We start from the raw sequence: 26,496 nt of genomic DNA, 5'->3' as shown, positions 1-26,496 counted from the left end.
GCCGGGGACCGACCTCCCGGCAGAGTCCGGCCACGCGCTGGCTCAGCGGACCTGGCGCCACTGTCTGCTCCCTGAAGTGTTCGGTGCTTTTCCTTGATCATGCCGCTGCCGGGCCCGCGGTGAGCCACGGGCCCGGCAGCCGGGTTGATCAGGCGCTGGCCAGGTCCGGGGCGCCGGTCTGGGTGCCGGACGGGGCCTGGGCCTGCGTGTCGAACTCGCCGTCACCGTCGGTGTCGGAGTACGCGACGTCGGCGGTGCCGTCGCCGTTGGTGTCCTGGTAGGCCACGTCGGCCACGCCGTCGCCGTCGGTGTCGGCCACCGCGGTGTCGATGACGCCGTCACCGTCCGTGTCGGCCGCCGCGTAGTCCGCGACCCCGTCGTGGTTGGTGTCGACCGCCACCGCGTCGATCACACCGTCACCGTCGGTGTCGACGCCCACCGCGTCGGCGGCGTTGTCGCCGTCGGTGTCGACCAGCACGGTGTCGTACGCACCGTCGCCGTCGGTGTCGAGGACCTCGTACTGCGAACCGTCGCTGTTGGTCACCAGGTAGCCGTCCTCCGTGCCGTCCTGGTTGTAGTCGACCGCCTGCGCGTCGTCCGGTGCGCCGGCGTCGAAGTTGGCGTCGGTTCCGTCGCTCATGGGAAATTTCCTCCTGTCGAAGTGACCCGTTCAGGGTGGCCTGAGTCGGAAGCGGCCTGCGACCTGTGTCGGGGGTTTGACTGTGCGGGATTCGCAGCACTGACCCTAGGCATATCCTTCGGCCGCACCATCCCTACTTCGTGCCACACCAGCCAGGGTTCGGACGGGGGGATCAGATCGGTTCAGTGCGGGAGGAAATGCGGTGGTCGACGCCGACGGGGGAACGCCGGCGATCCAGGACGGCCTCGACGCCCCGCTGGGACAGCCAGGGCTGGTGGTTCTGGCCGGTGGGCCGGGCATCGGCCGGACGACCGCGCTGCGTTCGCTCGCCGGGCGGTTCCGCGGCCCGGTGTTCACCGGTGGCGGGCTGGCCACGCTGCGTCACCTGCCGGGGATGGCGCTGTCGCGCGCGGTCCGCGCCCGCCTGCCCGAGCGTGACGTTCCGCTCGCCGCCGAGGCCGTGCGGGCCCGCGTCGGCGACGGTCTCCTGGTGGTCGACGACGTGCACCACGCCGACCCCCTGTCACTGGCTGTGCTCCCACTCCTGGCCGACGTCAGTCGGGTGCTGGTGGCGATCCGGACGCCGGGCGGGTTACCGCCGGAGACCGAAGCCGCGCTGCGTGCGGCGGCCACCCGGTGGACGGTGCTGCCCGGCCTGACCCCGGACGCGGCCAGGGAGCTGGCCCGGCAGGTGGCGCCGACGCTCGACGAGCGGGTGCTGGCCGCGGTGCTCGCCCGGGGCGGCGGGAACCCGCTGGCGATCCGGGTGCTGGCGGCCGGAGCGGCGGCGGGCGGGCTGACGCCGGTGCCGGGCGGGGAGCCGGGGGCCGGTGACGAGGACAGCGCCACCGGGGCACTCGACCGCGCGGTGGCGGCCGCGGTCGCCGATCTGCCCCGCCCCGCGCGGACCGCGCTGGCCGCGCTGGGGCTGCTCGGCCGTCCGGCGTCGCCGGCGTTGCTCGGGCCCGGGGTGCCCGAGCTGACCGAGGCCGGTTGGGTCACAGTGGACGGCGACGTGGTGGTGCCGCGGCCGCGGTACCTCGCCGAGGTGGCCGCGGCCGTGCTGCCGGTGGCCGAGCGCAACGGGCTGCACCGGCGGCTGGCCGACCTGCTCGGCGGGCCGGAGTCCGCGCGGCACAGCGCGGCCGGTGGCGACGCGGCGTCCGCGTACCGCACGGCGCTGGGGGTGGTGCGGTCAGCGGCCACGGTGGGGGACCGGGCGGCGGCGCTGCTGCTCGCGGTGGAGTCGGCGGTCACGGCCGGTGGGGTGCCCGCGGAGGTCGACGGGGGACGTCCCCGGTCCTTGGTCTCGCTGCGTCTGGAGGCCGCCGAGGCCGCGCTCGCCGCCGGCGACACCCTCGCGTGCCGCCGGGTTCTCCCGGTCTCCCCGGCCGAGGAGCCCTCGACCCCGGCCGAGGCGTTGCCGGCGCCGCCGGCCGAGGCTTCGTCGGCGCCGCCGGCCGAGGTGCTCGCGGTGGGCGACCGGGTGCGTGCGGCGGTGCTGCGCGCGGAGGCGTTGCTGCAGGCCGGCGCGGCCGGGGAGGCGCTGGCCGCGGTGCGCGCGGTGCCCGCCACCGGCGCGCCCGACGTGCTGCGTGCCGAGCACACCCGCGTGACGCTCCTGGCCGCGCTGTCGGCCGACGGCAGCGGATCGGCCGCGCGCGCCGTGCCCGTGCCGCCCGAGCTGGCCGCGTTCCCCGCGGTCCGGGTGGGGGTCGCCGCCCTGGCCGCCCGCGACCGGCGGGACGGGTGGATCGAGGGCCTCACCGCGGCGGCGAGCGCGGCGCTGGCCGACGGCCGGCCCGTCGACGCCTGGTGGAGCGGCTGGCTGCTCACCGAGCACCTGCTGGCCGACGGCCGGATCACCGAGGCCGGCAGCGTCGCCGCGCAGTACCGCGCCGCCTGCGCGGGCCAGCTCGCCTACAGCTGGGAGACCCGGTTCGCGGCCACCGAACTCTGGTGCGGCGCGCTGCTCGGGGCCGACCTCGACACGGTCGTCCGCGGCGCCGTCGACCTGCTCGACCGCACGCTGCCCGCGCAGGCACGCAGCTACGCGCTCGCGGCGGCGTCGCTCGCGCTGGCCGACACCGGTGCGCTGGCACCGGCACGCACCCGGCTGGACCGCGACCCGGCCGGTCGCACCGCCGCGGCCGGGCGCGGCCCCGGGTCCGAGGTCGTGCGCTGGGTGGACCGCGAGGTGTCCTGGCTCGACGGGCAACCCGACCGGGCCCTCGACCCGGACGGCACGCCCGGCAGCGGCTCGCTGGCCGGTGGGCTGGGCGCGGTCACCGCCCGCTGGGCCCGCCACGACCTCCGCCCCGCGCCACCGGTCCCCGGCGCCCCCGCGGTACCCGATCCGTCCGCCGAGGACGTGGGCACGCATCGGTTGTTGCCGGTGCGTGCGACGCTCTCGGCCTGGGCGGGCGTGGCGGACGGCACCGTCGTGGAGCACACCCCGCCGGCCACCGCCTTCGAGGCGGCCGCCGCGCTCTGGCAGGGCAGCGCGCTGCGTGAACAGATCCGCTGCCTGCTCGCCGCCGGCCTCTCCACCCCCGACGCCGATCGCGCGCTCCCGCCGCTGCTGGCCGCGGAGAAGTACGCCGAACACGCCGGCCTCACCGTGCTGCTGGGCCGGGTGCACCGGGCCCTGCGTCGTTTCTCGGTGCGCCGCGCCACGATCGACCGCTCCCGCACCAGCACGCTCACCGCCCGCGAGCGCGAGGTACTGGCCCTGGTCGCCGCGGGCGAACCCACCCGCCGCATCGCCGGGCAGCTGGGCATCTCCCGGGAGACCGTGGAGACGCACGTCCGCGCGGGCATGCGCAAGCTCGGCGCCCGCACCCGCACCGAGGCCGCGACGCTCGTGCTGGCCGGTGCCGAGTGAGCGGACGGCCGCTCTACGTGCTGCGGTCGGCCGCCGAGCTGGCCGCCGTGGTGCGTCGGCTGGCCGCGGACGGCTGGGCCGTCCGCACCGGGCTCGCCGTCCCCGACGAGCCGTGGGACCTCACCGCGTCGCGCACGGTCGTGACCGGCCCGGTCGCCGACGACGACGCGGTAGCCGGCGCGGTGCTGGCCGCGGCCCGCGGTGCCGGCGTGGTGGCGGTGGCCGACGCCGAGAGCGTGACCGGCCAGGCGCTGCTCGCCGACCTGGCCCGCATCGGACCGGTGCGACGCGCACCGCAGCCCGCGGACGGCGACGGGGCCCCGACCACGGCCGAGCCGGACGACGGCGGGGACGGGCTGCCGCTCACGGCCGAACAGCGGGCCCTGCTCGACCGGCTCGCGGCCGGTGACTCGATCGCCGCCGCCGCGTCGGCCGAGTTCCTGTCCCTGCGCACCGCCAACCGCCGGATCGCCGCGGCCCGTGAGGCGCTGAACGTCCGCACCACCCGCCAGGCGGTCATCGAGTACGTCAAACGGCGCTGATCACGCGCACGCGTGCCGGACGAACACCGCGACCGCTTCGGACAGGGCCGCGCTGAGGGTCGTCGTGACCTCGATCGAGCGGGTGGCGTCCGGCAGGGTCAGCGTCGTGCGTAACCGGAGATCGGTGTAGCCGAGTGCCTTGGCCTGCACGCAGTCGGTGATCGTCCAGCGCACGGTCGCCGCCGGGGTCACGCCGTCGGTGAAGCGCATCGGCAGCGTCGCGGCGACGGTGGCGGCCAGCCCGGACGCGGCGTTGCGGACGGCGCTCACCTCCCAGGTCGGGCTGCGGTTCGACCGGAACCGCACCGGGATCGTCAGGCCGTTGCGGTCGAGGCGCGCGGGCCCGGCCTCCTCGGCGGCGGCCCAGAGCGCGAAGTTGGCGTCCAGGCAGGTCTGGCGGGCGGAGCTGAGCAGGAGCGACGTGTCGTCGGAGAGGTCGATGCGCACGGTGCGGTCGGCACGGTCGGCACGGTCGCGGCGGGCCCCGCGGTCGCCGGTGGTGACGATCGCGTCGATGGCGGTGGGTGGGCGGGTGAGTCCGCCGCCGGCGCAGGCGCCGGAGACGTCCATCGAGATCCAGGCCTCCTTGCCGGCCGGGAGCGTGACGTTCCGGCTGACCGGGCGGAGGGAGGAGCGCAGCGGGGTGTCGGCGAGCGTCGCCGAGCGCAGGGTCAGCGTGGTCGCTCCGCGGTTGGCGACGACGAGGCGCAGCAGCCAGGAGTCGCGGCCCCGACCGCCGGGGCCGTCGATCGGGACGACGCGTGCGGTGAGCGCGACCGTGTCCCGCTTCGCCTGTTCGGCCAGCCGGTCGTCGTAGCCGTGCACCAGCAGCCCGCCCAGCACGGCGCCGACGAGCACCGCCACCACGAGCCCCCGCCGCCCGACCGCCCCACCACCCGGCACCCGCTTCACCACACCGTCGCCCGAGCCCTCGGCGTCCCCGCGGGCCGGGTCCTCGCCGGTCGGGTCGGAGCCGGAGACGCCGGCCGGGGTCGGGCCGGAGCCGGAGACGCCGGCCGGGGCCGGATCGGAGCCGGACCCGCCGGCCGGGAGGGGGTCGGCCTCGGCCGGGGAGCGGCGTAACCAGGCCCGGATACCCCGTGCCCCCGGAGAGACGCGCTCCGGCCCACCGACCCCGGACTCCAGCAGATCGGGCTCCGGCGGAGGGGGCCCGGCGTCCCACGGGCGCGGCAACGCGAGATCATCGTCCCCGGGGCCGTCGCCCCGGGGCGCCGCACCGCGCCGCCACCCCATACCGGCAGCGTAGAACCGTCGGGAGGAGCTCTCCAGTGGCCTTCGTGCAGTGGGATCCCGCGGTCTACCTGCGGCGCGCCCCCGAACGCTCCCGCCCCTTCGTCGAACTCGTCGCCCGCATCGGCGCCGACCCCGGCGAGGTCCGCGCGGTCGTCGACCTCGGCTGCGGGCCGGGCACGCTCACCGCGACGCTCGCCGACCGCTACCCGGCGGCGACGATCACCGGCCTGGACTCCTCCGCGGCCATGATCGCCGACGCCCCGGCCGGGGACCGGCTGACGTTCGGCGTGGTCGACGCCACCACCTGGCGCCCGGCCGCCACCGACGACGTCGTGGTCAGCAACGCGATGCTCCAGTGGATCCCGGGCCACGCCGATCTGGTGACCGAGTGGGCCACCGCGCTGCACCCCGGCGCCTGGCTGGCGTTCCAGGTGCCCGGCAACTACGACGCGCCCTCCCACGTCGCCGTCCGCGAGCTCAAGCGGCAGCGGCACCTCACCACCGACGAACCCGGCCCCGTCCTCGACCCGGCCGGCTACGCCGAACGTCTGCCGGGGTGCGCCGTCGACGCCTGGGAGACCACCTACCTGCACCACCTGCCGTCCGACGGCGACGCCCACCCGGTACGCACCTGGCTCGAGGGCACCACGCTCCGCCCGGTCGTCGCCGCGCTGCCCGCCGACGAGTACGCCGACTTCGCCGCCGCGCTCGACGACCGGCTGCACACCGACTACCCGGTCGCCGGCGGCCACGCCCGGTACCCGTTCCGCCGGGTTTTCCTCGTCGCGGCCACGCCGCGGCCGTAGGCTGGCACCGTGGGCGTTCTGCGCAAGGTCGGCCTGGTCCTGCACCCGGCCCGTGAATCCCAGCAGGCGATCGACACGATCATCGACTGGGCGAAGAGCAAGAGCGTCGAAGTGCTCGGTCTCAAGGACGAGGTCAAGCGGATCGACTGCGCCGCGGTGCCGGTGGACACCGACGAGCTGGCCGCCGCCAGCGACCTGGTCATCAGCCTCGGCGGCGACGGCACGATGCTGCGTGCGATGCGGATGATGCACGGGCACCACGGCGCGATCCTGCCGGTCAACCTCGGCCGGCTCGGGTTCCTCGCCGAGGTCGACGTGCCCGACCTGGCCACCGCACTGGGCCAGATCGACACGGGGGAGTACCGCGTCGAACCGCGGTCGGCGGTCACCGCGTCGGTGCCCGCGTGGTCGGAGCACCTGCTCGCGTTCAACGACATCGCGCTGGTCCGCACGCCGGGCCACGGGCTGGCGTCGGTCGAGCTGAGCGTCGCCGGCCAGCCGTTCCTGCGGTACGCCGCCGACGCGCTGGTGGTGGCCACCGCCACCGGGTCCACCGCGTACAGCTTCTCGGCCGGCGGCCCGATCATCTCCCCGACCGTCAAGGGCCTGGTCGTGACGCCGGCGGCGCCGCACTCGGCGTTCAACCGGTCGGTCGTGCTCGACTGCGCGGAGAGCCTGGCCCTCACCGTCGAGGACGGCAGCGGGGCGCTCGCGGTCGAGGTGGACGGCATCGTCGCCGGCACCGCCGAACCCGGCACGCGCCTGGAACTGCGCACCGATCCGGACGCCGCCCGCGTCGTCCGCCTCGGCGAAGCCACGTTCTACCAGCGGGTCCGCCGCAAACTCGGCCTGGTCGACGGCGCGTCGTACGCCGGCTGACCCACCGCGTGGAGCCCGCCCGACCGCGGCGGTGCGCCACGCGGATCCGGCGCGAGTGGCACTGCTGCCCCAGGACGCCATCTGACGCCGAAGACCCCCGCAGCCGGTGGCTGCGGGGGCTCTCGGTACTTCCGACCCCGGTCGGACGGAGGGGACGGCCCGGCCGGGATCGGTCTGTCTCCCGCCCCGGCCCGGCGGAGGGGACGGCCGGGCCGGAGCGGGAAGTTCATCTCAGGGGCGGTAGCCGCGCGAGGGGCGGACCAGGCGGATCAGCATCATCAGGGTCTGGAGCACGGTCACCACCGCGAGGAGCGACCAGCCGACGGTCAGCACCCGCTCCTGCAGCCAGAGCGGCGCGTGCAGCCAGCCGAAGACCGTCAGACCGGCGAGCACCGCCACGATCGCGACCGCGGTGATGATGCGGCCCGGGCCGTTGGAGGCGCCGCGCTCGGCGCGGGCCTGGTCCTCCCAGCCGTCACGCTTGATGCCGGCCAGCACGTTCGACCAGGACGCGGTGGTGCAGGCGAGCCGGAACCAGAGGTACGCCTCGACCGGGAGTAGCAACATCGCGGTGACGACGTCACCCATCGTGCGGTTGGGCATCGTCCACGCCACCCGGGCGTTGAGCAGCGACGCCACCACGGTCGGGGTGAGCCACCACCAGGACCAGACGAACTGGTGCACCATCAGCGAGAACGTCAGCAGGAAGAGGAACAGCAGCCGGGTGACGCCGTTGGAGAGCAGCGAGAGCTGCTGACGCCAGAGCGTCGCGGTCCACTTGGACAGCTGCGGCTTGGCGAGCAGGCGGGCCATGCCCTCGTCCCACTTGCGGCGCTGCGCCCAGAGCGAGCGGAACGTGAGCATCGCGCCGGCGTGGGCCCGGGCGTTCGGGGAGACCAGCGTCTCGTAGCGCATGCCTCGCAGGTCGCCGGTGAGCTGCATGTCCTCGACCTGCGCGGACGCGTCCCACGGGCCCGGGGTGTTGTTGCGCTCGGTGACCCGTCGTAAGGCGTCGGCGTTGAACAGCGACGCCTGGCCGCCGAGGACGTAGGTGGTGCGGTTCTTCTGCAGCGCGTCCATCGTCCAGCCGGCGAACTCCATGCGCTGCAGGCGGATCAGCAGCCGCGCCATCGGGGTGGTGCCCAGGCGCTGGTCGAAGGTGTACCGGGCCATCACGCCACCGGCGCGGGGCGTGTTGGCGAGCTCCTCCTCCAGGTGCTGGAGGCAGTCGGGCGCGAGCTGCGTGTCGGCGTCGATGCCGGCGATGAAGTCGTAGCCGGCCTGCCAGCGGCGCCAGGCCTGGTTGAGCGCGCCGACCTTGCGGTCGTGGTTGTCGACGGTCCGCATGACCGTCACCCCGCGGTAGCGGCGGGCGATCTTCTCGGTGTCGTCGGTGCAGTTGTCGGCGATGACGACGATCCGGTCCGGTACCCGGGACTGGGTGAGCAGCGCGTCCAGCGTCTTCGCGATCGTCGCTTCCTCGTTGTGCGCCGGGATCAGCACCAGCATGCGGGCGGTCCGGGCCCGCGGGGGGCGGTAGCGCAGCTCGTGGACGAAGCGGTCCACCGAGCGCTTGGTGTCGCCGAGGCGGGCGGCCATCCGGATGGCGAACGGCTCGTCGCTCAGGTCGGCGGCGGCGGAGCCGTAGGGCACCGGCCTCGGTGCGATCACGATCTCTTTGCCGGTCATGGAGTTCCCCTCTCCCAGTTCGTCGCGCTGGCGTGGCGCGCTGTCACGGACACAGACCCGCGAGACCGCCGGGAAATACGGGGTGTGACCGCCGTCACGGTCAGCGCTCTGCCAGCGTTTCGCCAGCGGGTGCCGCGACGGTGTGCGCATGACCGACGTACTCGTGATCGGAGCCGGCCCGACCGGCCTCACCCTCGCCATCGACCTGGCCCGCCGCGGCGTGCCGGTCCGCATCGTCGACGCCGCGCCCGGCCCCAGCGGGGCGTCCCGCGGCAAGGGCATCCAGCCCCGCACCCAGGAGGTCTTCGACGACCTCGGCGTGATCGACGAAATCCTCGCCACCGCGCGCCCCTACCCCCCGATGCGTGCCTACCGGGGCGACACCGTCGTCTGGGAGGGCACGCTCGGCGAACCACGCGCGGCCGCCCCCGACGTGCCGTACCCGGGCATCGTGATGCTGCCCCAGCAGCTCACCGAGCTGGCCCTGCGCAACCGCCTGGCCGCGCTCGGCGTCGCGGTGGAGTACGGGACACCGGTGGCCGACCTGACCCAGGACGACGACGGGGTCACCGCCGCGGGCATCCGCGCGACGTACGCGGTCGGCGCCGACGGCGGCCGCAGCACGGTCCGCAAAGCCCTGGACATCCCGTTCCTCGGCGACACGTTCGACACCGAACGCATGGCGCTGGCCGACGTGCGGTTCTCCGACGGCCGGCTCGACCGCGACCACTGGCACATCTGGGGTGACCTCGCCACCCAGGAGCTCAGGCTCGGGCTCTGCCCGCTTCCCGGCACCGACACGTTCCAGCTCACCGCCCCGCTGGCGCCCGACGAGGAGCCCGCGGACCTGCAGCGTTTCGTCACCGAACGCAGCGGCCGGGACGACCTGGTGTTCACCGAGGTGACCTGGCGCTCGCTGTACCGGGTGAACATCCGGCTCGCCGCGAGCTACCGGCGCGGGCGCGTGTTCCTGGCCGGCGACGCCGCCCACGCGCACTCGCCGGCCGGAGGCCAGGGCCTCAACACCGGGGTGCAGGACGCCTACAACCTGGGCTGGAAGCTCGCGGCCGTCCTCGCCGGGGCGCACCCCGACCTGCTCGACACCTACCAGGCCGAACGCCAGCCGGTCGCCGCCGACGTGCTCGGCCTCTCCACGCTGCTGCTCCGCGGCTCCCAGGACGCCCCGCGCCGCGGCCGGGACACCGACCAGCTCGACGTCCACTACCGCGACAGCGCGCTCTCGGTCGACACCCGCCGGGTTCCCGGCCCGCTCCGCGCCGGTGACCGGGCCCCCGACGCGCCGCTCGGCGACGGCACCCTCTTCGACCGCTTCCGCGGTCCGCACGCGACCGTCCTCGCCTTCCGGCCCGCTCCAGCCCTTGATCACGCCGTCGAGCTGAACACCGGAGCGCAGGCGGCGTACGGGTCCTACGGAATCGACCCGGAGGCCGGCGGCTACGTGGTCGTGCGGCCCGACGGGTACGTCGGTCTGCTGGCCGACGACGCCGACGCGGTGCGCGACTACCTGAGCACGGCGCTGGACCGGAGCCACTACAGTCCCGTGCCGTGACCGCCCCTCGTACCGCCTGGCCGGGCCGCCTGGTGTTCGCGGCCGCGCTCGTCCTCGGTGTCCTGCTGGTGCTCGACCTGGTGGTCTGCCGGCTGGTCTCACCCGCGCTGCTCGGCCTGGCGGCGTGCGTGATCTGGTACCGCTGGGGCCGGGCGGCCTTCGTGGTGCCGTTGCTGCTGGCGGGGGGGGGGGGGGACCTGGTTCGCCCTCTCGGTGTTCGGAGCGCTGCCGGGGCCCTCGAACACCGCGGGTCCGGTCCGAGACGGGCTCGACGGCGGCGCGGAGTACTCCACCGAGCTGCACCGGCAGGAGGAGGCCGAGCCGTACCGGGCCGGCGACGCGGAGGGCGCGACCGTGGTCCGGGCGTCGGAGGTGCCGGTGGCGCCGGTGGCACCGGTCCGGCTGGTGCCGGGCACCGATCCGGTCGGCGCGGCGGCCACCGTGCTCGCGCTCGCCGGAGTGGGCCTGGCCCGCCCCGGCTGGTTCTCCGACCGGCGCCGCCCGGCCTGGGACCTGCGCGAGATCGGCCTGCTCCTGGTCGCCGTGCTGCTGGTGTGGCTGGCCGGCTGGGTCTGGCCGGTCGCGCTCGGGCTGGCCGCGGTGGCGCTGTGGCTGGCCCGGGTCGGCCCACCGGACGTCCGTCCCCGCTGGCTCGCCGGTGCCACGCTCGGCGGCCTGGCCGCGGCGCTGCTGCTCGCCGCGGCCGGGTGGGCCGGCGCACCCCCGGACCACCGCACGCTCCTGACTCCGGCGCTGCTGGCCGCGGCGTTCGTCCTGGTGGCCACCGCTCCGCTCGGCACCGCGGCCCGCCGGGTCGGCCGCGCCAGTTTTGACCGGTAACGGTGTGGTGATTTGTCTTGAGTGGGGCCGGGCGCCCGCCGAACAGACACCTGAGTGGCGTTCTCAGGGGAAGGCACGGCATGGGCTGGTTCTCGCGGTCGGACTCGGGCCCCACGACGACGTTCGTCGTACCGCGTGACGTCGAAGCGCTCGAGCGGGTGTTGTCGGCGCTCGGGGACGGCGTCGAGAGCCTCGAGGACGCCAGTTCGAAGATCGTCCGTGAGCTGGTGCAGGCCCTGAACCTGGCCTACGGGGCCTGGTGGTCGAAGGAACCGAACGGCCAGTACGCGCTCAGCGCCGAGTACGGCGAGCTCGCGTCGACGCTGCACGCCGCGATCGGCGGCGCGGCCAGCATCCCGCCGGACGCCGGCCTGCTCGGCGTCGCGGTGAACAACCGGCGGCCGGTGATGACCAGCGAGGACCCGAACGCGGGGGACCGGTGCCTGCGCTGGGGCGCGGCCCACCGCGCCGGCATGATGCACGCGGCGTCGGTGCCGCTGCTGCAGGGCGGGAACGTCGTCGCCGTGCTGGAGTTCTTCGGCCGCGACCCGCTGCCGGCGTTCGGCAGCGAGAAGTGGGCCGCGATCACCCGCATCGCGCTGATCGCGCGGAACAACGCGATCGCCGCCGCCGCGCTCCGCGAGACGCTCGAGGACCGCGAGGCGGTCACGACCGTCGTGACGAAGATCGGCGAGTCGAACGACCAGGACATCGCGCTGCGGGTGGCCCTGGACACCGTGCGCTCCGCGTTCGGCTGGGCCTACGGCTCGTTCTGGCAGCTCGACGAGCAGGAGAACGTCCTGCGCTTCAAGGTCGAGTCCGGCTCGGCCGGTGACGAGTTCCGCAAGGTGACGCTGGCCGCCACGTTCGCCGAGGGCGTCGGGCTCTCCGGACGCACCTGGAAGGCCCGCGACCTGGTGTTCGTCCGCGACCTGGCGGAGATGACCGACTGCGTGCGCGCACCGGCCGCCCAGCGCGCCGGCGTGAAGTCCGGCGTCTGCTTCCCGATCCTCGACGGCGACCGGTTCCTCGGCACGATGGACTTCTTCACCACCCGCGAGATCGAGCTCTCGCCGTCCCGCGCCGCGGCGCTGCGCAACGTCCAGCTGCTGGTCTCGCAGCGGATGCAGATGCTGCGCCGGGCCGAGCACGACTACGAGAAGGCCCAGGCGCTCCTCGGCAGCATCAACGAGCTGCGCCGGGCGTCGATGGACGCCAGCTCGGTCGGCGAGCAGGCCATGCGCGGTGCCAGCGCGATGACCGTCGAGGTCGAGGCGCTCGGCAACGCGTCCCAGGCGATCGGTGACGTCATCCGCATCATCAGCGGCATCGCCGAGCAGACGAACCTGCTGGCGCTCAACGCGACGATCGAGGCGGCGCGCGCCGGTGAGGTCGGGCGGGGCTTCGCGGTCGTCGCGAACGAGGTCAAGGAGCTGGCGCGGGAGACCGCGGAGGCCACCCAGAAGGTGTCCGACCAGATCACCGGGATCCAGGCCAGCAGCCAGCAGGTGGCCGCGGGCATCCACTCCACCAGCCAGACGATCGGCGAGCTCGACACCGTCCAGGCGCGGATCAACGAGGTCCTGGAGGACCAGGCCCGCATGGCCCAGGCCTTCGAGACCTCCTGACCGCGGCCGCTCAGTACCCGGGCGGCGGGTAGCCCCCGGGCGGCGGCGGGTGGCCCCCGGGCGGCGGGTAGCCGCCGGGGCCCGGGGGAGTGCCGCCGGGGTGGTCGAGCAGGGCGCGGACGTCGTCGCGTCCGAGCACCGTCAGCGCCCAGATCCCGACCGGGATGCCGGCCGGGAAGCAGCAGGACACCGGCACCATCGCGGCGATCGCGCCGGCCCGGCCCAGCGTCCGGGCCCGGCCGCGCAGCAGCATGACGCCGGCCGCCAGCACCAGCGCGCCGATCGGTAGCGAGGCCACGGCCAGCAGCGTGTACGTGATGAACCCGGCGGCCTCGGCGTCGGACGTGAAACCGGTGTCGCCGCTCTGCCCGAGCCGGGCGACCCGGCCGCAACACGCGAGGACGGCGAACACCAGGTCGAGCGCGCCGACGACGATCAGCGCGATCGCGATCTGCCGGACGGCGGCCGGTGCGGGCGTGGACGACATCGGGCGACCCTATCGGCCGCGTCGAGCCGTGAACCTTCCGGCGTCCGGGGCCGTGCTCCTGCTGCTCCACTCCCGCTGACGCCGAGCGTCCACCGCACACTCGGCCGTTCGACCCATCGGATCGCCGTAGAGCCGCCGACGCTGCAATGCAATTCCCGCAGACGTACGGCACTACTGCGCTGTGCGCTTCGCGTCTACGTCAGTCGACCGATGTCTCGTTACGCAGAGTGGGCGAGCGTATTCACAGCGACGGACACACCCGCCGGGGCCGAGTCCGCGAGGAAGTGGAGCGCTGATGGCCATGTATTCGACTTTGACCGCCGCGTCGGCACCAGCCGCGGCTGACGTCTTCCGTCTCCCCGCGGCCCTGACCGAGCCGACCGTGGCGTCCGCACTGGCCGATCCGATCGTGGCGAGCAAGAGCTTCATCGAGTTCTCCCCGATGGGGCTCGTCGCGATGGTCGCGCTGACCGGTCTGGACCTGATCGGCAGCTACTGCGCGATCCGCTACATGGCCGACGGGCACCAGCTCTGGTGGTCGGCCGGCGCGATCGCCTTCCTGGGTGTGTTCGCCGTCTACGCCGCGAGTCTCCACTGGGCCGAGCTCGGCACCGTGACGCTCGGCTGGATCGTCGGCGTCCAGGTCGGAGTCCTGATCATGGACAAAGTGGCCAACGGCGTCGTGGTGCCCACCGGTAAGTGGTTCGCGATGGCCGCGATCTTCGCCCTGATGGCCTACATGATCTTCGCGCCCAACGGAAAGCCCACCAAATCCGTGTCGATCGCCCCCACCCCGAGCGCCGGCCCGTCCGGTGCGCCCGGCGGCTCGGCGGTCATCGGTGAAAGGACGGCGAACCGATGACCGCCGTTGCCCTGCCCTCGTCCGATCGCCCGGTCCTCTTCGACGCGGCGCACAGCGCGGCCCCGCTCGTCGACGCGATCCTCCACTACCGCGGCCTGGAGACCGGGGCGCTGCACGTGCCGGGGCACGCCGGTGGCCGCACCGTCGGTTCCGGCCTGCGTGCCCTGCTGGGGAACACGTTCCTGGCCTCCGACGTCTGGCTGACCCCCGCCGACGCGACGAACGCCCGCCGCGAGGCCGAGGCGCTGGCCGCGGCCGCCTGGGGCGCCGACACCGCGTTGTTCCTGCTCGACGGTTCGTCCGGCGGCAACCGGGCGGTGCACCTGGCCCAGCCGAGCCAGCACGTCGTCGTCGCACGCGACAGCCACACGTCCACGCTCGCCGGTCTGGTGCTCTCCGGCGCGACGCCGCACTGGGTCACCCCGCGCCTCGACGAGGGCGGCTTCGGCATCAGCCTCGGCATCGATCCGGCCGCGCTCGACGAGACGCTGACCGGCCTGTCCGCCCAGGGCCACCGGGCCGGGCTGGTGAGCATGGTCAGCCCGGGGTACGCCGGCGCGTGCTCCGACGTCCGCGCGCTCGCCGACGTGGCCCACCGCCACGGCACCCCGCTGATGGTCGACGAGGCCTGGGGCGCGCACCTGCCGTTCCACCCCGACCTGCCGGCGCACGCGATCTCGGTCGGCGCCGACGTGGCCGTCACGTCCGCGCACAAGATGCTGGCCGCGCCGTCCGGTGCCGCGATCATCTTCACCAAGGGCGACCGGTTCGACGCCGACCGGATCAGCCGCGTCGTGCAGATGACGCAGACCACCAGCCCGCTGCTGCCGGTGCTCGCCAGCATCGACGACGCCCGCCGGACGATGGTCAGCCGGGGCCGCGGGCTGCTCGACCGCACGCTGGAGCTGGTCGCGAGCGCACGGCGGCGCCTGGCCGCGATCCCCGGTGTCCGGGTGGCCGAAGCCGAGGACCTGGGCGTCCCGGCCGAGCGGTTCGACCCGCTGCGCCTGGTCATCAGCGTCGCCGGCCTGGGCCTCACCGGCCTGGAGATCGAGAAGCTGCTCCGGACGCCCGGCCCTGGCCTGGGAACCAGCGGGCTGCTGCACCCGGCCGTGGCCGTCGAGGGCGCCGACGAGAGCAACCTGTTCGTCGCGATCACCACGGGCACCTCGCCGGACGTCGTCGACGCGCTGGTCACCGCGCTGCGGACGCTGTCCTGCCGTCCGCGCCGGCTGCTGCGCCCGGCCTGGGACGGCCGGCTGGTCGAGGCGCTGCTCGCCCCGCGCACCCAGGTCTGCACGCCGCGCGAGGCCCACTTCGCCGCCACCGAGACCGTGCCGCTGGCGCAGTCGGTCGGGCGCACCAGCGCCGAGCCCATCACGCCGTACCCGCCGGGCGTCCCGGCGGTCATGCCCGGTGAGTGCCTCGACGGCGACGCGGTCGCGGCACTGACCCGCGCGGTCGCGAGCGGAATGCACATTCACGGCTCGGCCGACCCCACGCTCGCCACGGTCTGCGTCCTGCGCGACTGAGTCCGACCACCGACGGAGGTGCCAAGTGCGAATCGACCTCGCCGCGGCCGACCGGGGGCAGCTCACCGGTCCGACCATTCCGACTACCGAGCAACTGGCCTGGGCGGCCCGGGTGGCCTGGGCCAACGCCGACAAGGGCATCGGCCGGCTGCGCTGGCGCGGGCTGCACGTCCGTGACCTGCGTGGCGTCACCGATCCGGACGCGGTCGCCTCCGGGCTGGCCGAACACCTCCGGGTGGCCACCCGGGACGGGAAGATCCGCTCGGTCGCCACCGTGCTCGACCCGGCCGTGGAGATCCTCAACGACCAGCTCGTCGGCTACGCCGGCTACCAGCAGGCCGACGGCTCGGTCCTGGGCGATCCCCGCCACCTCGAGCTGACCACGCTGGCGCTGCGGGCCGGCTGGCCGGGCGGGCGCCCGGTCGACGGCGGCCGGCTCCTGCCCGGGCCGTTCGACGTGCTGCCGCTGCTCCTCCGCGTGCACGGCGGCCCGGTGATCGCCTACGAGCTCTCCCCGGAGCGGGTGCTCGAGGTCACCCTGGAGCATCCCGGCTACGCCTGGTTCGCCCAGCTCGGCCTGCGCTGGTACGCGGTGCCCGCGCTGGCCCGCCACCGGCTGCACTTCACCGACACGCTCGCCTACCCGGTCGCGTTCTCCGGCTTCTACGTCGCGTTCGAGATCGCCGGCCGCGAGCTCGCCGACCAGAACCGCTACAACGCGCTGCCGATGATCGCCCGCTGCCTGGCCCCGGAGGGTGCCCGCGCCGAGGGCTTCGCGCTCCAGGAGGCCGCGCGCGTGCTGCACCAGGCGATCCTGCACTCGTTCGGCCGGGCCGGCATGGTGCCGCCGACCGCGTCGGCGCGGCTGGAGATCTACCACCGCTACTTCCCGCGGCGTAAACCCGGTCCGCGGCCGATGTACCGGCCGATCGACGCGCCGTTCCCCTCCGGCGCGACAGCGGTGTCCGCCGGGTACGGGCAGCGCCGGCTCGAAGCGGCGGTGTGATCATGCGCCACTGGGTGTCCCACCGGCCGTCCACCGCCGACGTCCGCGTCCCCGACAGTCCATTGTGTCCGGTGTGCGGGTGCGCCCCGGAGGCCTACGTAGGTGCGCCGGTGCCCCGTCCGCGGGCGCTTCTTCGCGGCTACGTCAGTCGACCGATGTCTTCCGATCCGCGCTAGACGAGTCTTTTCCCAGCGAAGGAAGGGCGGGGTTGTCATGTCTGCGGAAGTAACCACCGGCCGCTCGGCGGACCGGAACGAACGGCGGGACCCCCGGACGCAGGAAACCCCGACCCAGCGGTGGAACCGGAACTACCTCGAGATCCTGCACGAGACGCGCGCCGCCCAGATCGGCACGCAGCTGCTGCTCGTGTTCCTGCTCACGCTGGCGTTCACGAGCCGGTTCGACGAGACGACCCGCTTCCAGCGGATGGTCTACGTCGTCAGCCTGGTGCTCGTCGCGGGCGCCACCTGCCTGCTGATCGCCCCGGCACCGTTCCACCGGCTGGTCTTCCGGCGCCGGCTCGAGGCGCAGCTGGTGAGGGCGTCGAGCCGGTTCGCGTTCTGGGGCGTCACGTTGATGATGCTGGCGGTCAACGGCGTACTGCTGCTGATCCTCGACGTCGTCATGGGCACCTCGTTCGCGCTACCCATCACCGGCGGAACCCTGCTGTGGTTCCTGACCTGGTGGTACTTCGCCCCGGGATGGACCCGGCGAGGACAGAAACGACGTCGGAAGGAGGCCACGATCGTGGCACTGGAGGTCGCTAGCGAAAAGCTCCGCAGCGAGCGGGTGCGCAGCGAGCGGGTGAACGGAGATCACCTGGCTCGAGCGCTGGGTGCTCCGGCTCCGGTGGGCGCCCCGGCGCTGAAACCACGGATGGTGGCCGGTCAGGAGCGGGTGCTGCCCGGGCCGCACCCCCCGCAGCTGCGCCCCGGCCCCACCTGGCCCGCGCCGCGGCTGCCGATGATGCCGACGCCGCAGCCGCCGCGGGCCAACTCCGACCAGCTGGGCTACCCCGGCGGCCGGTTGCCTGCCCTCGGTTACGACCGCCCGTCGCCGCAGCCCGGTGCGGCGACGGGCCCCAACGGCCCGTACCGTGCGAACGGCGGGCACGACCGGGGCGGCCCTTTCCCCGGCCCGGCCGCGCCGGTGAGCGGCGCCTACGGTGCCGGGCCGTCGATGCCGGTGAGCGGGGCCTACGGGCCGATGCCGGTGAGCGGCGCGTACGGCCCGAGCGGACCGGCCCCGGCCGGCGCCCCCGCCCCAGTGAGCGGCCCCGCCGGCAGCGTCGGCAACGGCCGCTTCGGCCTCGGGGGCCCCGGCGGAGCTGACGTGCCGACCGGCCCGTACGCGGCGATCGACCCGCTGGGCCCGATCGCGCTCGGGCAGTCCGGCCCGTACGGCACCACGTTCGACGGTGCGGCCGCGCAGCAGCCCGACGGCTCCGGGTGGACCGCACGCGCCGGACGTCACCACGGGATCTCGATGACCGACCTGCCCGCCGTCCACCACACCGGCGAGGTGCCGCTGCTGGGCCCGGAGCCGGGAACGCAGCACGGCCGGTCCGGTGACGGCATGCAGCACGGCCGGGCCGACGAGGGCGTCACCCAGTTCGGCGTCGCCCTGCCCCTCGGCCCGGCCCCCACCGGCCTCCCCGCCCCCGGCGGAGAGGCTGCTTCTACCCCGACCGGCGCGGTCGGTCCTGCCATTGCCGGCCCCGCCGTGGCAGGCCCCGCGCCGGTCGGTCTCACCGACACCGGATCGATCCCGGTGCTGGGGGAGGAGAACACCGACGGTGTCGTCGGCCGGGCCCGGGTGGCACCGCCCCACACGTCCGGCCCGAAGCACCACTAGACCCATCGCGGGGACCGAGGGACGGTTCAGCCGGGGATCACGAGGGGTGATCCCCGGCTGAGTCGTGTGTGGAGCCCGAGGCCGCTTAGGCGTCGGGCGAGCCCTCGTTGCGCCGGGCCGCCTCGCGCGCCAGGTCGATTCGCGAGCGCAAGTCCAGCTTGCTCAGGATGTGCGAGACGTGCGTGCTCACCGTCCGCGGCGAGAGGAACAGCTGCGCGGCGATCTGCGGGTTCGACATGCCCTGCACGACGAGCTCGGCGACCTTCGACTCGGTCGGGGTCAGGCTGTCCCAGCCGGACCGGGCCTGACGGTGCTTGACCCGCGGCGCCCGCCGGATGCCGTACTCCCGGAACCGGTTCTGCAGCCGGGCGGCGTCCCACTTGGCGCCGAGGACGTTGTAACCGTCGAGCGCGCGGCTGAACGCGGTACGCGCCTCCGCCCGCTCGCCGCGATCGGCGAACAGGCCGGCGGCGGCCTCGAGCGCACTGGCCCGCGGGTGGGTGCGCCCGGCGGCGAGGTACCGCTCGGCCGCCTGCAGGAGCAGCTGCGGGTCGTCGTTGATGAGGCCGCGGCAGTACAGCACGGTGCCGGACCGCCGGGGCAGGTCGGCACGGCGTTGCGCCTCCTCGGCCTGCCGGGCGATCTGTGCCAGCGCGTCCTGGTCGTCGAGCTCGCGCGCCAGGCGGGCGGCCTCGGGGAACAGGTCCTCGGCCTCGTCCATCTCCTCGGCGTGGTCGTCGAACCCGGTGAGCAGCTCGGCGAGCGCCTCCCGCGGGCGACCTTCCTGCTCGGCCAGGAGCGCCCGGGCCAGCGTGAGGGCTCCGATGATCCGCTCGCCCACCATGGAGGCGTGCGTCTCGGCTTCGGCCAGGCTGCGGACGCCGGTCTCGGTGTCGCCCCGGTGCAGCGAGATCATCGCCGTGATCGCCAGGTCCTGGCAGGCGGCGGCGTGCTCCTTGGCGTCGTCCGGGTTGGCGGACACGGCGGCGAGCGCGTCGTCCCACAGACCGTTCTCGAAGTACAACTCGCCCAGTGCGCAGTTGGCCTGGCCGAGCCGGACCGTACTGCCGACCCGGGCCGCGGCGTCGCGGACCTCGCGGGCGGCCTCCAGAGCCTCGGGGTACCGGTCGAGGTCTCCGAGCGTGACGGCCCGGTTGATCTGGAGCAGCAGCCGGAGGTCGGTGAGCGAGAGCTCGTCCGCGGTCACGGCCAGCGCCTGATCGAAGAGCGGGAGGCCGGCGGCGCCGTCGCCGCGCATGACCGTGACGATGCACAGGATGTGCAGGGCCCAGCCGAGCGCCCAGCGGTCATTGGACTCGCTCGCCGCGGCGCGCGCCTCCTCCGCCGCGCGCGAGGCGAGTTCGACCTGGCCGAGCATCCGGTGCACGCGCCCCACCGGGATCAGCAGGCGGGCGCGGTGGCGCGGCGTCAGGTCGGGGTTGGCCAGCGCTTTGTGCAGAGCGTCGAGCGCGGCGGCGGTTTCGCCGTACTGCATCTGCGCCTGGCTGTTGATCCAGTGCAGCTCGACCAGCAGATCGGGGTCGGTCACCCGGTCGAGCGCCGCGGTGGTGACCTGCATGGCCTCGGCCGGGCTGCCGACGCGGAACAACGCGTCGGCCAGCAGTGTGGAGAGCGCGTCGTTCGCCGCGCGGGCCGGCCAGCCGGTGGTGGCCCGGCGCAGCAGGTCGACGGCGGCCTGTGGGGCCTGGGCGACGAGCGCCGGACCGGCCTCGACCAGCCAGTCGAGCACCCAGGCCTCGAGCGGGCCGAGCCGCGGCGCGGACGGCGTGTCGGCGGAGAGCAGCTGCCGGGCCACCCGGTCGACCGGCGCGTGCGCCTCGGCGAGCGCGCGCCCGGCGTCGCGGTGCAGCGCGGACCGGACCGACGCCGGCAGTTCCTCGTACAGCGCGGTGCGGATCAGCGGGTGGCGGAAACCCAGCCCCTCCGGGATGTCGGCCAGCACGCCCGCGGCGATCGCCTCGTCCAGCGCCGGCAGCAGTTCGGTGACGCTCTGGTGGAGCACGAGCGCGAGGTCGTCCACGGCGAATCGCACCCCGAGCAGCGCCGCGGCCCGCAGAACCGTCCGGACCCGCTCGGAGAGGAACCCGAGCCGGTCGGCGATCGCCGCGGTCAGCGAGGCCGGCGCCGAGCCCTCGATCGCGTCGACCGTGCCGGGCTCGGTCTCCATCAGCAGCTCACCACGGGTGAGCGCGCCGACGAGCTCGGTCAGGTAGAGCGGGTTCCCGGCGGCCCCGTCGGCGAGCCGGGTGAGCACCGCGCCGGGACGGCCGCCGGTGAGGCTGACGAGCAGGGTCGAGACGTCCGGTTCAGCCAGCGGGCCGAGCCTGATCTGGTTCTCCGGGTCGACCGTGCGCCGTAAAGCCCGCAGGCCCTCGGTCTGCGGCGTCGGGCGGCAGATGCCGATCAGCAGCACGGGCAGGGGCAGCGGCAGCTGGCTGGCGGCCCGGGCGACCCGACCCCACAGCGCGGCGGTCGCCGGGTCGGCCCACTGCAGATCGTCGATGACGATGATCGTCGGCGCCTGCTCGGCGAGTTGCTCGATGAGCGCGAACAGCTGCTCGGAGACCGCGGTCACGACGTCGACCACGGATCCGGTCGAGAGGTCGCCGCGGAGCAGGCGGAGGACGGAGCGCCGACGCGGGTCGGACGTGGACTCGCGGATGTCCAACGCGTCGACGAACGGCAACAGGGGGAGTGCCTGGCCCAGTTCGTCTCCGGCGCCCCGGTACACGGAGAACCCCGCCTCGGCCGCGTGCAGGCCGATCGTCCGAACCAGAACGGATTTCCCGATGCCTGGTTCGCCTTCGATCAGGACGGCCCGACCCATGCCCTGCAGGCAGCCGGCGAGCCACTGTCCGGATTGTGCGATCTCCAGATCACGCCCGATCAGCGAACCCGGAAGCGGAGAGATCGTCACGTGATCAGGATAGGGGCGGGACGGAGAGTGAACAAGTGAGTCACGTTCCAGCGCGCGTGAACAACTCATGTCGTTAGGTTCAACTCCCCCTCATTTCGTGCAGAATTCGCCGAAGCGGTCCTATCGGAAACATGTTCCCGAATTGGCTGGGCACCGTCGCGCTGAGTATTGGGTGTCGCGGAGGGCTCGCCGGCGGGGCGGTCGGCCGAACCTTTCATTTTCCTTAAGAGGGTTGTGATTACGGCGAGGCGTGGAATGGTTACTCACGTCCTCGGAATTGCTCGAGAACACGACGCGTCGAAATCTTGTGAAACCCCTAGGGCACCCGAATTCAAATTTCGGTTCCCCACCAAGGAGAAGCCATGCGTATCGGGCGTCTTATCGCTGTCGTTGCCACTGCACTTTCCGCTGCGGTGACTGCGCTGATCGTCAGTGGTACCGGTGCCAGTGCCGTCGAGGCGATCAAGTTCATCTGATCGGACTTCGAATAAATTCCAGCCCGTTTTCCGGGCCTTTCTCGAGGAGGACGACCATGCAGCACGGCTGACCATTCCGGTCTCTTTCGGTTCCTGTCCCTGCGACGCTCTACCGCTGACCGCGCCTCCTGCGCCGGACCGGCCCCTCGCGGCCCAGGCGAACACGACGGCAGTCAGCCCCGGTCACCCGTCCTCGGGTGCGACCGACTCCGAACGGCTCCGGCCGTTCGCCGACGAACCCCTCCTACCGGGCTACGGCCCCTCCCACCTGAACAGGTGAGACGGTGGCCGGCCCGGTGGGGAGGGGGCGGTCGGTACGCCAACCGCATCACCCATGAGCTGCCGTGCGACGGCGAATCCCGCGAAGCACCTCGCCGCCGCACGGACGACAGGCCCCGGTCGACGACACGTCCTCCCCCGCAGGACGTGTACCAGTCGGCCGGGGTTTCTGCGTCTCCCGGCTCCCGCGCGGCCGCGCCCGACGTCCGGAAGTATTCCCGGATCCGTTCCTCGTGCCTTTCTCCGGCCCTTTCCCGCCGCGCCGGACTAGCCCTCGGAAAAGAACCGGTGGCGCCGCCTGGATGCCTCCGGCGGCGATTGTCGAGCCGCCGCAGGAAGTCTTCAGCGGCCTCTCTCCGTTCCGGCGGTCCGGATCATCGGCGAATTCCCGCCGTCCGGCGTCCGCCGGGGGTTCTCGGAGCGGCTCGGGCGGCCGATCCCGGGCGGTGCCGGGAGTCGATCGGGGTGTCACGGGAGGGTGGCCGGAGTAAAACCGGCCCCAGCATTTACGAGTCGCTCATCGTCCGTATTAAGAGCAGTTAAGTTTCGGCTCTTCTCGCAATTATTGAACTCCATTTAAAATGCAATCGGTTTTAAATCGGATTCAAACAGAGGGCCGGTCCGACGCCCTTCCGGCGCGGCCGGGAAGGGCGCGTTCCGCGCACCGTCCACAGTCCTTCGCGGGAGTCTCTCGTGCACGCAGAGTAACCGGCGTGGCATCCGGTTTGTCGTGTCGTGCTTCGTCCGCGGCATTCACCTCGGCTCACGCGCGCGGGGCGCCTCCACTGGCTGCCGCGACTCAGCGCAGTCGGAGTGGCCAATGACATCACCTGAAGTGACTACATCGGACCATCATTCGGAGGAGGTGAATGCCGTGAACGGGGACGCAAAGGCAGTTAGGACTCCGGAACGTCGCGGTGCAGCGCGTCCAACCAGGTCCGTGCCGACGCGTCCGACGGGGCCCGCCAGTCGCCGCGCGGCGAGAGCGACCCGCCCGCGGACACCTTCGGACCGTTCGGCAGCGCCGACCGCTTGAACTGGCTGAACGAGTAGAAGCGCTGCAGGAACACCTCGAGCCAGTGCCGGATCGCGGCCAGGTCGTAGGCGTTGCGGTGCTCGGCCGGGTAGTTCGGTGGCCACTCGCCGGCCTCGACGTCCCGCCAGGCGTGCAGCGCCAGGAACGCGATCCGGGCCGGGCCGAAGCCGTAGCGCAGGACGTGGAACAGCGAGAAGTCCTGCAGGGCGTACGGCCCGATCTTGGCTTCGGTGCTCTGCGGCGCCTCGCCGGCCCTGGTCGGCACGAGTTCCGGCGTGATCTCGGTGTCGAGCACCGCGTGCAGCACCTTGTTCACCTCGTCGGAGAACTGTCCCGAGGCGGCGACCCAGCGGATCAGGTGCTGCATCAGCGTCTTCGGCACGCCGGCGTTGACGTTGTAGTGCGACATCTGGTCGCCGACGCCGTAGGTCGACCAGCCCAGCGCGAGCTCGGACAGGTCACCGGTGCCCAGCACGATGCCGTTGCGCTGGTTGGCCGCCCGGAACAGGTAGTCGGTGCGCAGCCCGGCCTGGACGTTCTCGAACGTGACGTCGTAGACCTCCTCGCCCCGCCCGAACGGGTGGTCGAGGTCGGTGAGCATCTGCCTCGCGGCTGGCCGGATGTCGAGCGTCTCGAACGTCACGCCGAGCGCCTCGGCCAGCGCGACCGCGTTGTTGCGGGTGTGGTCGCTGGTGGCGAACCCGGGCATGGTGAACGCCAGGATGTCGGTGCGCGGGCGGTGCAGCCGGTCCATCGCCTTGGCCGCCACGATCAGCGCGTGGGTGGAGTCCAGCCCGCCGGAGACGCCGATGACGACCTTCGGCTGCCCGATCGCCCGCAGCCGCTGCTCCAGGCCCGAGACCTGGATGTTGTAGGCCTCGTAACAGTCCTGCTCCAGCCGGGAGACGTCGGCCGGGACGAACGGGTAGCGGGCCAGCGGCCGGCGCAGCCCGATGTCGCCCTCCGGCGGCTCGACCGCGAAGTCCACCCGGCGGAACCCGGCGAGCCTGCTGCCGTGGTGGCGGCGGTTGTCGTCGAACGTCCCCATCCGGAGCCGCTCGGCCCGGATCAGGTCGAGGTCGACGTCGGCGACCGCCCGGCGGGGCCCGTCCGGGAACCGGTCGCTCTCGGCCAGCAGCACGCCGTTCTCGAAGATCATCGTCTGCCCGTCCCAGGACAGGTCGGTGCTGGACTCACCCTCGCCGGCCGCGGCGTAGACGTAGGCGGCCAGGCACCGCGACGAGGCCGAGCGGGAGTACAGCTTCCGGTCCTCGGCGCGCCCGATCGTGATCGGGCTGCCGGACAGGTTGACCAGCACGGTGGCCCCGGCCAGCGCCGCCTCGGCGCTGGGCGGGATCGGCACCCACATGTCCTCGCAGATCTCCACGTGCAGCACGAACCCGGGCACGTCGACGGCGTCGAAGAGCAGGTCGGGGCCGAACGGGACCTCCACCCCGCCGAGCCGGAGCGTGTCGCGCACGTCGTCGCCGGGGGCGAAGTGGCGCCGCTCGTAGAACTCGCGGTAGGTGGGCAGGTACGACTTCGGGGCGACGCCGAGCACCCGGCCGCGGTGGATCACGACAGCGGTGTTGTACAGCCGGTTGCGGTAACGCAGCGGCGCACCGACGACGAGCACCGGCCGCAGCTCCGCCGAGGCGGCCGCGATCGTGCTGATCGCGCCCTCCACCGCGTCCAGGAGCGAGTCCGACAGCAGCAGGTCCTCGATCGAGTAGCCCGACAGCGTGAGCTCCGGGAACACCGCGAGGCCGACGCCCTCGTCGTGGCACTCCCGTGCGGTGGCGAGCACCGCGTCGGCGTTGGCGGCCGGATCGGCGATGACGGTGCGCAGAGTGCACGACGCCACGCGGAAGAAGCCCTGGTCGTAAGCAGAGTAGAAGTCCATCAGCAGCCAGTTTCGCAGAAGCCGGAACGTGCCCCCCGGGTAGGCACGCCCGACCCTGGCCAAACGCTGGTATCAAGGGCGCATGAGCCCCAGCGCCGAAGAAGAAGTCGTCGACCTCGCTCGCGACCTGATCCGGATCGACACCACGAACACCGGTGAGACCGCGACCAGCGCGGGGGAGCGGGCCGCGGCCGAGTACGTCGCGGCCAAGCTGGACGAGGTCGGCATCGCCGCGCAGATCTACGAGAGCGAGCCGGGCCGCGCGAGCGTCGTCGCGCGCATCGAGGGCAGCGACCCCGATCGCGGCGGCCTGGTGCTGCACGGCCACCTCGACGTCGTGCCGGCGAACGCCGCCGACTGGTCGGTCGACCCGTTCTCCGGCGAGATCCGCGACGACTACCTCTGGGGCCGCGGCGCGGTCGACATGAAGGACATGGACGCGATGATCCTGGCGCTGGTGCGCCAGTGGGCGCGCGAGGGCCGCAAACCACCGCGCGACATCACGCTGGCGTTCTTCGCCGACGAGGAGGCCGGCAGCATCCACGGGGCGCATTGGCTGGTGGAGAACCACCCGGAGTGGTTCGACGGCGCCACCGAGGCGATCAGTGAGGTCGGCGGGTTCTCCGTCAGCGTCACCGACGACCTGCGCCTGTACCTGATCGAGACCGCGGAGAAGGGCATCGAGTGGCTGCGTCTCACCGCCACCGGTAAGGCCGGCCACGGGTCGTTCACCCACGAGGACAACGCGATCACCACGCTGTCCGAGGCGGTCTCGCGCATCGGGCGGCACACGTTCCCGCTCGTGCTCACCGACACCGTCCGGCGCTTCCTCGAGGAGGCCAGCGACGCGCTGCAGATCGAGTTCGACCCCGACGAGCCGGAGCTGGCCATCGCCAAGCTCGGGCCGATCGCACGCATCATCGGCGCCACGCTGCGCAACACCGCCAACCCCACGATGCTCGACGCGGGCTACAAGGTGAACGTCATCCCGGGCTCGGCCACCGCCGCGATCGACGGCCGGGTGCTGCCGGGGCAGGAGCGCGAGTTCCTGGCGACGATCCGCGAGCTCGCCGGCCCCGGCGTCACGGTCGAGCCGACGATGGAGCAGATCCCGCTGGAGACCACGTTCGACGGTGCGCTGGTCGACGCGATGGCCGACGCGCTGCGCTTCGAGGACCCGGGGGCGCGCGCGGTGCCGTACATGCTCTCCGGCGGCACCGACGGCAAGGCGCTGTCCCGGCTGGGCATCCGGTGCTTCGGCTTCGCGCCGCTGCGGCTGCCCGCAGATCTCGATTTCGCCTCGCTGTTCCACGGTGTCGACGAGCGGGTGCCGATCGACGGCCTACGCTTCGGAGTGCGTGTGCTCGACCGCTTTCTCTCTCGTAGTTGAC

Annotated in this window: 18 protein-coding genes; 12 read left to right on the top strand and 6 right to left on the bottom strand. The window is 73.5% G+C overall.

Going from position 1 to position 26,496, the window contains the following annotated elements:
• Positions 1–148: 148 nt before the first annotated feature.
• The gene (locus ABD437_RS38550; RefSeq protein ID WP_344653934.1) at positions 149–640 is read right to left on the bottom strand and encodes a hypothetical protein; all 492 of its coding nucleotides are present in this window, start codon (positions 638–640) and stop codon (positions 149–151) included.
• A gap of 202 nt (positions 641–842) precedes the next feature.
• Here ABD437_RS38550 and ABD437_RS38545 point away from each other — a divergent pair, with 202 nt between their 5' ends.
• A complete protein-coding gene (locus ABD437_RS38545) occupies positions 843–3,524 on the top strand; it encodes a helix-turn-helix transcriptional regulator (protein WP_344653933.1) in 2,682 nt (893 codons plus the stop codon).
• Positions 3,521–4,066, top strand: a complete 546-nt coding sequence (locus ABD437_RS38540) for a LuxR family transcriptional regulator (RefSeq protein WP_344653932.1) — start codon at positions 3,521–3,523, stop codon at positions 4,064–4,066. The genes ABD437_RS38545 and ABD437_RS38540 overlap by 4 nt, the downstream gene beginning before the upstream one ends.
• Here the strand turns inward: ABD437_RS38540 and ABD437_RS38535 are convergent, their stop codons facing one another.
• Positions 4,067–5,320 (bottom strand): hypothetical protein, encoded by a 1,254-nt coding sequence (locus tag ABD437_RS38535; protein ID WP_344653931.1) that lies wholly within the window; start codon positions 5,318–5,320, stop codon positions 4,067–4,069.
• A 35-nt stretch (positions 5,321–5,355) separates the two neighbouring features.
• Here ABD437_RS38535 and ABD437_RS38530 point away from each other — a divergent pair, with 35 nt between their 5' ends.
• The gene (locus ABD437_RS38530; protein WP_344653930.1) at positions 5,356–6,126 is read left to right on the top strand and encodes a methyltransferase domain-containing protein; all 771 of its coding nucleotides are present in this window, start codon (positions 5,356–5,358) and stop codon (positions 6,124–6,126) included.
• 18 nt (positions 6,127–6,144) lie between these two features.
• Positions 6,145–7,005, top strand: a complete 861-nt coding sequence (locus tag ABD437_RS38525; RefSeq protein WP_344653993.1) for an NAD(+)/NADH kinase — start codon at positions 6,145–6,147, stop codon at positions 7,003–7,005.
• A gap of 231 nt (positions 7,006–7,236) precedes the next feature.
• On the opposite strand, the gene ABD437_RS38520 is transcribed toward ABD437_RS38525, so the two are convergent.
• Complete coding sequence (locus ABD437_RS38520) at positions 7,237–8,694, bottom strand: glycosyltransferase family 2 protein (protein ID WP_344653929.1); 1,458 nt, start codon at positions 8,692–8,694, stop codon at positions 7,237–7,239.
• A gap of 148 nt (positions 8,695–8,842) precedes the next feature.
• Between ABD437_RS38520 and ABD437_RS38515 the strand changes: the two genes are divergently transcribed.
• The 3 genes from ABD437_RS38515 to ABD437_RS38505 all read left to right on the top strand — a co-directional run bounded on the left by ABD437_RS38515 (position 8,843) and on the right by ABD437_RS38505 (position 12,732).
• The gene (locus tag ABD437_RS38515) at positions 8,843–10,264 is read left to right on the top strand and encodes an FAD-dependent oxidoreductase (RefSeq protein ID WP_344653928.1); all 1,422 of its coding nucleotides are present in this window, start codon (positions 8,843–8,845) and stop codon (positions 10,262–10,264) included.
• A gap of 213 nt (positions 10,265–10,477) precedes the next feature.
• Complete coding sequence (locus ABD437_RS38510) at positions 10,478–11,104, top strand: hypothetical protein (RefSeq protein ID WP_344653927.1); 627 nt, start codon at positions 10,478–10,480, stop codon at positions 11,102–11,104.
• A gap of 80 nt (positions 11,105–11,184) precedes the next feature.
• A complete protein-coding gene (locus ABD437_RS38505; RefSeq protein WP_344653926.1) occupies positions 11,185–12,732 on the top strand; it encodes a methyl-accepting chemotaxis protein in 1,548 nt (515 codons plus the stop codon).
• A gap of 10 nt (positions 12,733–12,742) precedes the next feature.
• On the opposite strand, the gene ABD437_RS38500 is transcribed toward ABD437_RS38505, so the two are convergent.
• Positions 12,743–13,219 carry a hypothetical protein gene (locus ABD437_RS38500; protein ID WP_344653925.1) on the bottom strand — a complete coding sequence of 159 codons (477 nt, stop codon included), beginning with the start codon at positions 13,217–13,219 and terminating at the stop codon, positions 12,743–12,745.
• A 301-nt stretch (positions 13,220–13,520) separates the two neighbouring features.
• Between ABD437_RS38500 and ABD437_RS38495 the strand changes: the two genes are divergently transcribed.
• The 4 genes from ABD437_RS38495 to ABD437_RS38480 all read left to right on the top strand — a co-directional run bounded on the left by ABD437_RS38495 (position 13,521) and on the right by ABD437_RS38480 (position 18,473).
• Positions 13,521–14,081, top strand: a complete 561-nt coding sequence (locus ABD437_RS38495) for a hypothetical protein (protein ID WP_344653924.1) — start codon at positions 13,521–13,523, stop codon at positions 14,079–14,081.
• Positions 14,078–15,613 (top strand): aminotransferase class I/II-fold pyridoxal phosphate-dependent enzyme, encoded by a 1,536-nt coding sequence (locus tag ABD437_RS38490; protein WP_344653923.1) that lies wholly within the window; start codon positions 14,078–14,080, stop codon positions 15,611–15,613. Before ABD437_RS38495 ends, ABD437_RS38490 begins: the two co-directional genes overlap by 4 nt.
• Before the next feature lie 25 nt (positions 15,614–15,638).
• A complete protein-coding gene (locus tag ABD437_RS38485; RefSeq protein WP_344653922.1) occupies positions 15,639–16,619 on the top strand; it encodes a nitric oxide synthase oxygenase in 981 nt (326 codons plus the stop codon).
• Between the two features lie 213 nt (positions 16,620–16,832).
• Entirely contained in the window at positions 16,833–18,473 is a 1,641-nt protein-coding gene (locus ABD437_RS38480; RefSeq protein WP_344653921.1) for a DUF6328 family protein, read from the top strand.
• Between the two features lie 85 nt (positions 18,474–18,558).
• Here the strand turns inward: ABD437_RS38480 and ABD437_RS38475 are convergent, their stop codons facing one another.
• Positions 18,559–21,411 carry a helix-turn-helix transcriptional regulator gene (locus tag ABD437_RS38475; RefSeq protein WP_344653920.1) on the bottom strand — a complete coding sequence of 951 codons (2,853 nt, stop codon included), beginning with the start codon at positions 21,409–21,411 and terminating at the stop codon, positions 18,559–18,561.
• Positions 21,412–23,062: 1,651 nt separating this feature from the next.
• Positions 23,063–25,105 carry an NAD(+) synthase gene (locus tag ABD437_RS38470; RefSeq protein ID WP_344653919.1) on the bottom strand — a complete coding sequence of 681 codons (2,043 nt, stop codon included), beginning with the start codon at positions 25,103–25,105 and terminating at the stop codon, positions 23,063–23,065.
• Between the two features lie 82 nt (positions 25,106–25,187).
• Between ABD437_RS38470 and ABD437_RS38465 the strand changes: the two genes are divergently transcribed.
• Complete coding sequence (locus tag ABD437_RS38465) at positions 25,188–26,495, top strand: M20/M25/M40 family metallo-hydrolase (protein ID WP_344653918.1); 1,308 nt, start codon at positions 25,188–25,190, stop codon at positions 26,493–26,495.
• The last annotated feature ends 1 nt before the right edge of the window (position 26,496 follow it).

Origin of the sequence: Cryptosporangium japonicum, assembly GCF_039524755.1 — a bacterium.
GTDB classification, from domain to species: Bacteria; Actinomycetota; Actinomycetes; order Mycobacteriales; family Cryptosporangiaceae; genus Cryptosporangium; species Cryptosporangium japonicum.
Note: the sequence above shows the minus strand (reverse complement) of the source record. Positions and strands in the feature narration are given on the sequence as shown.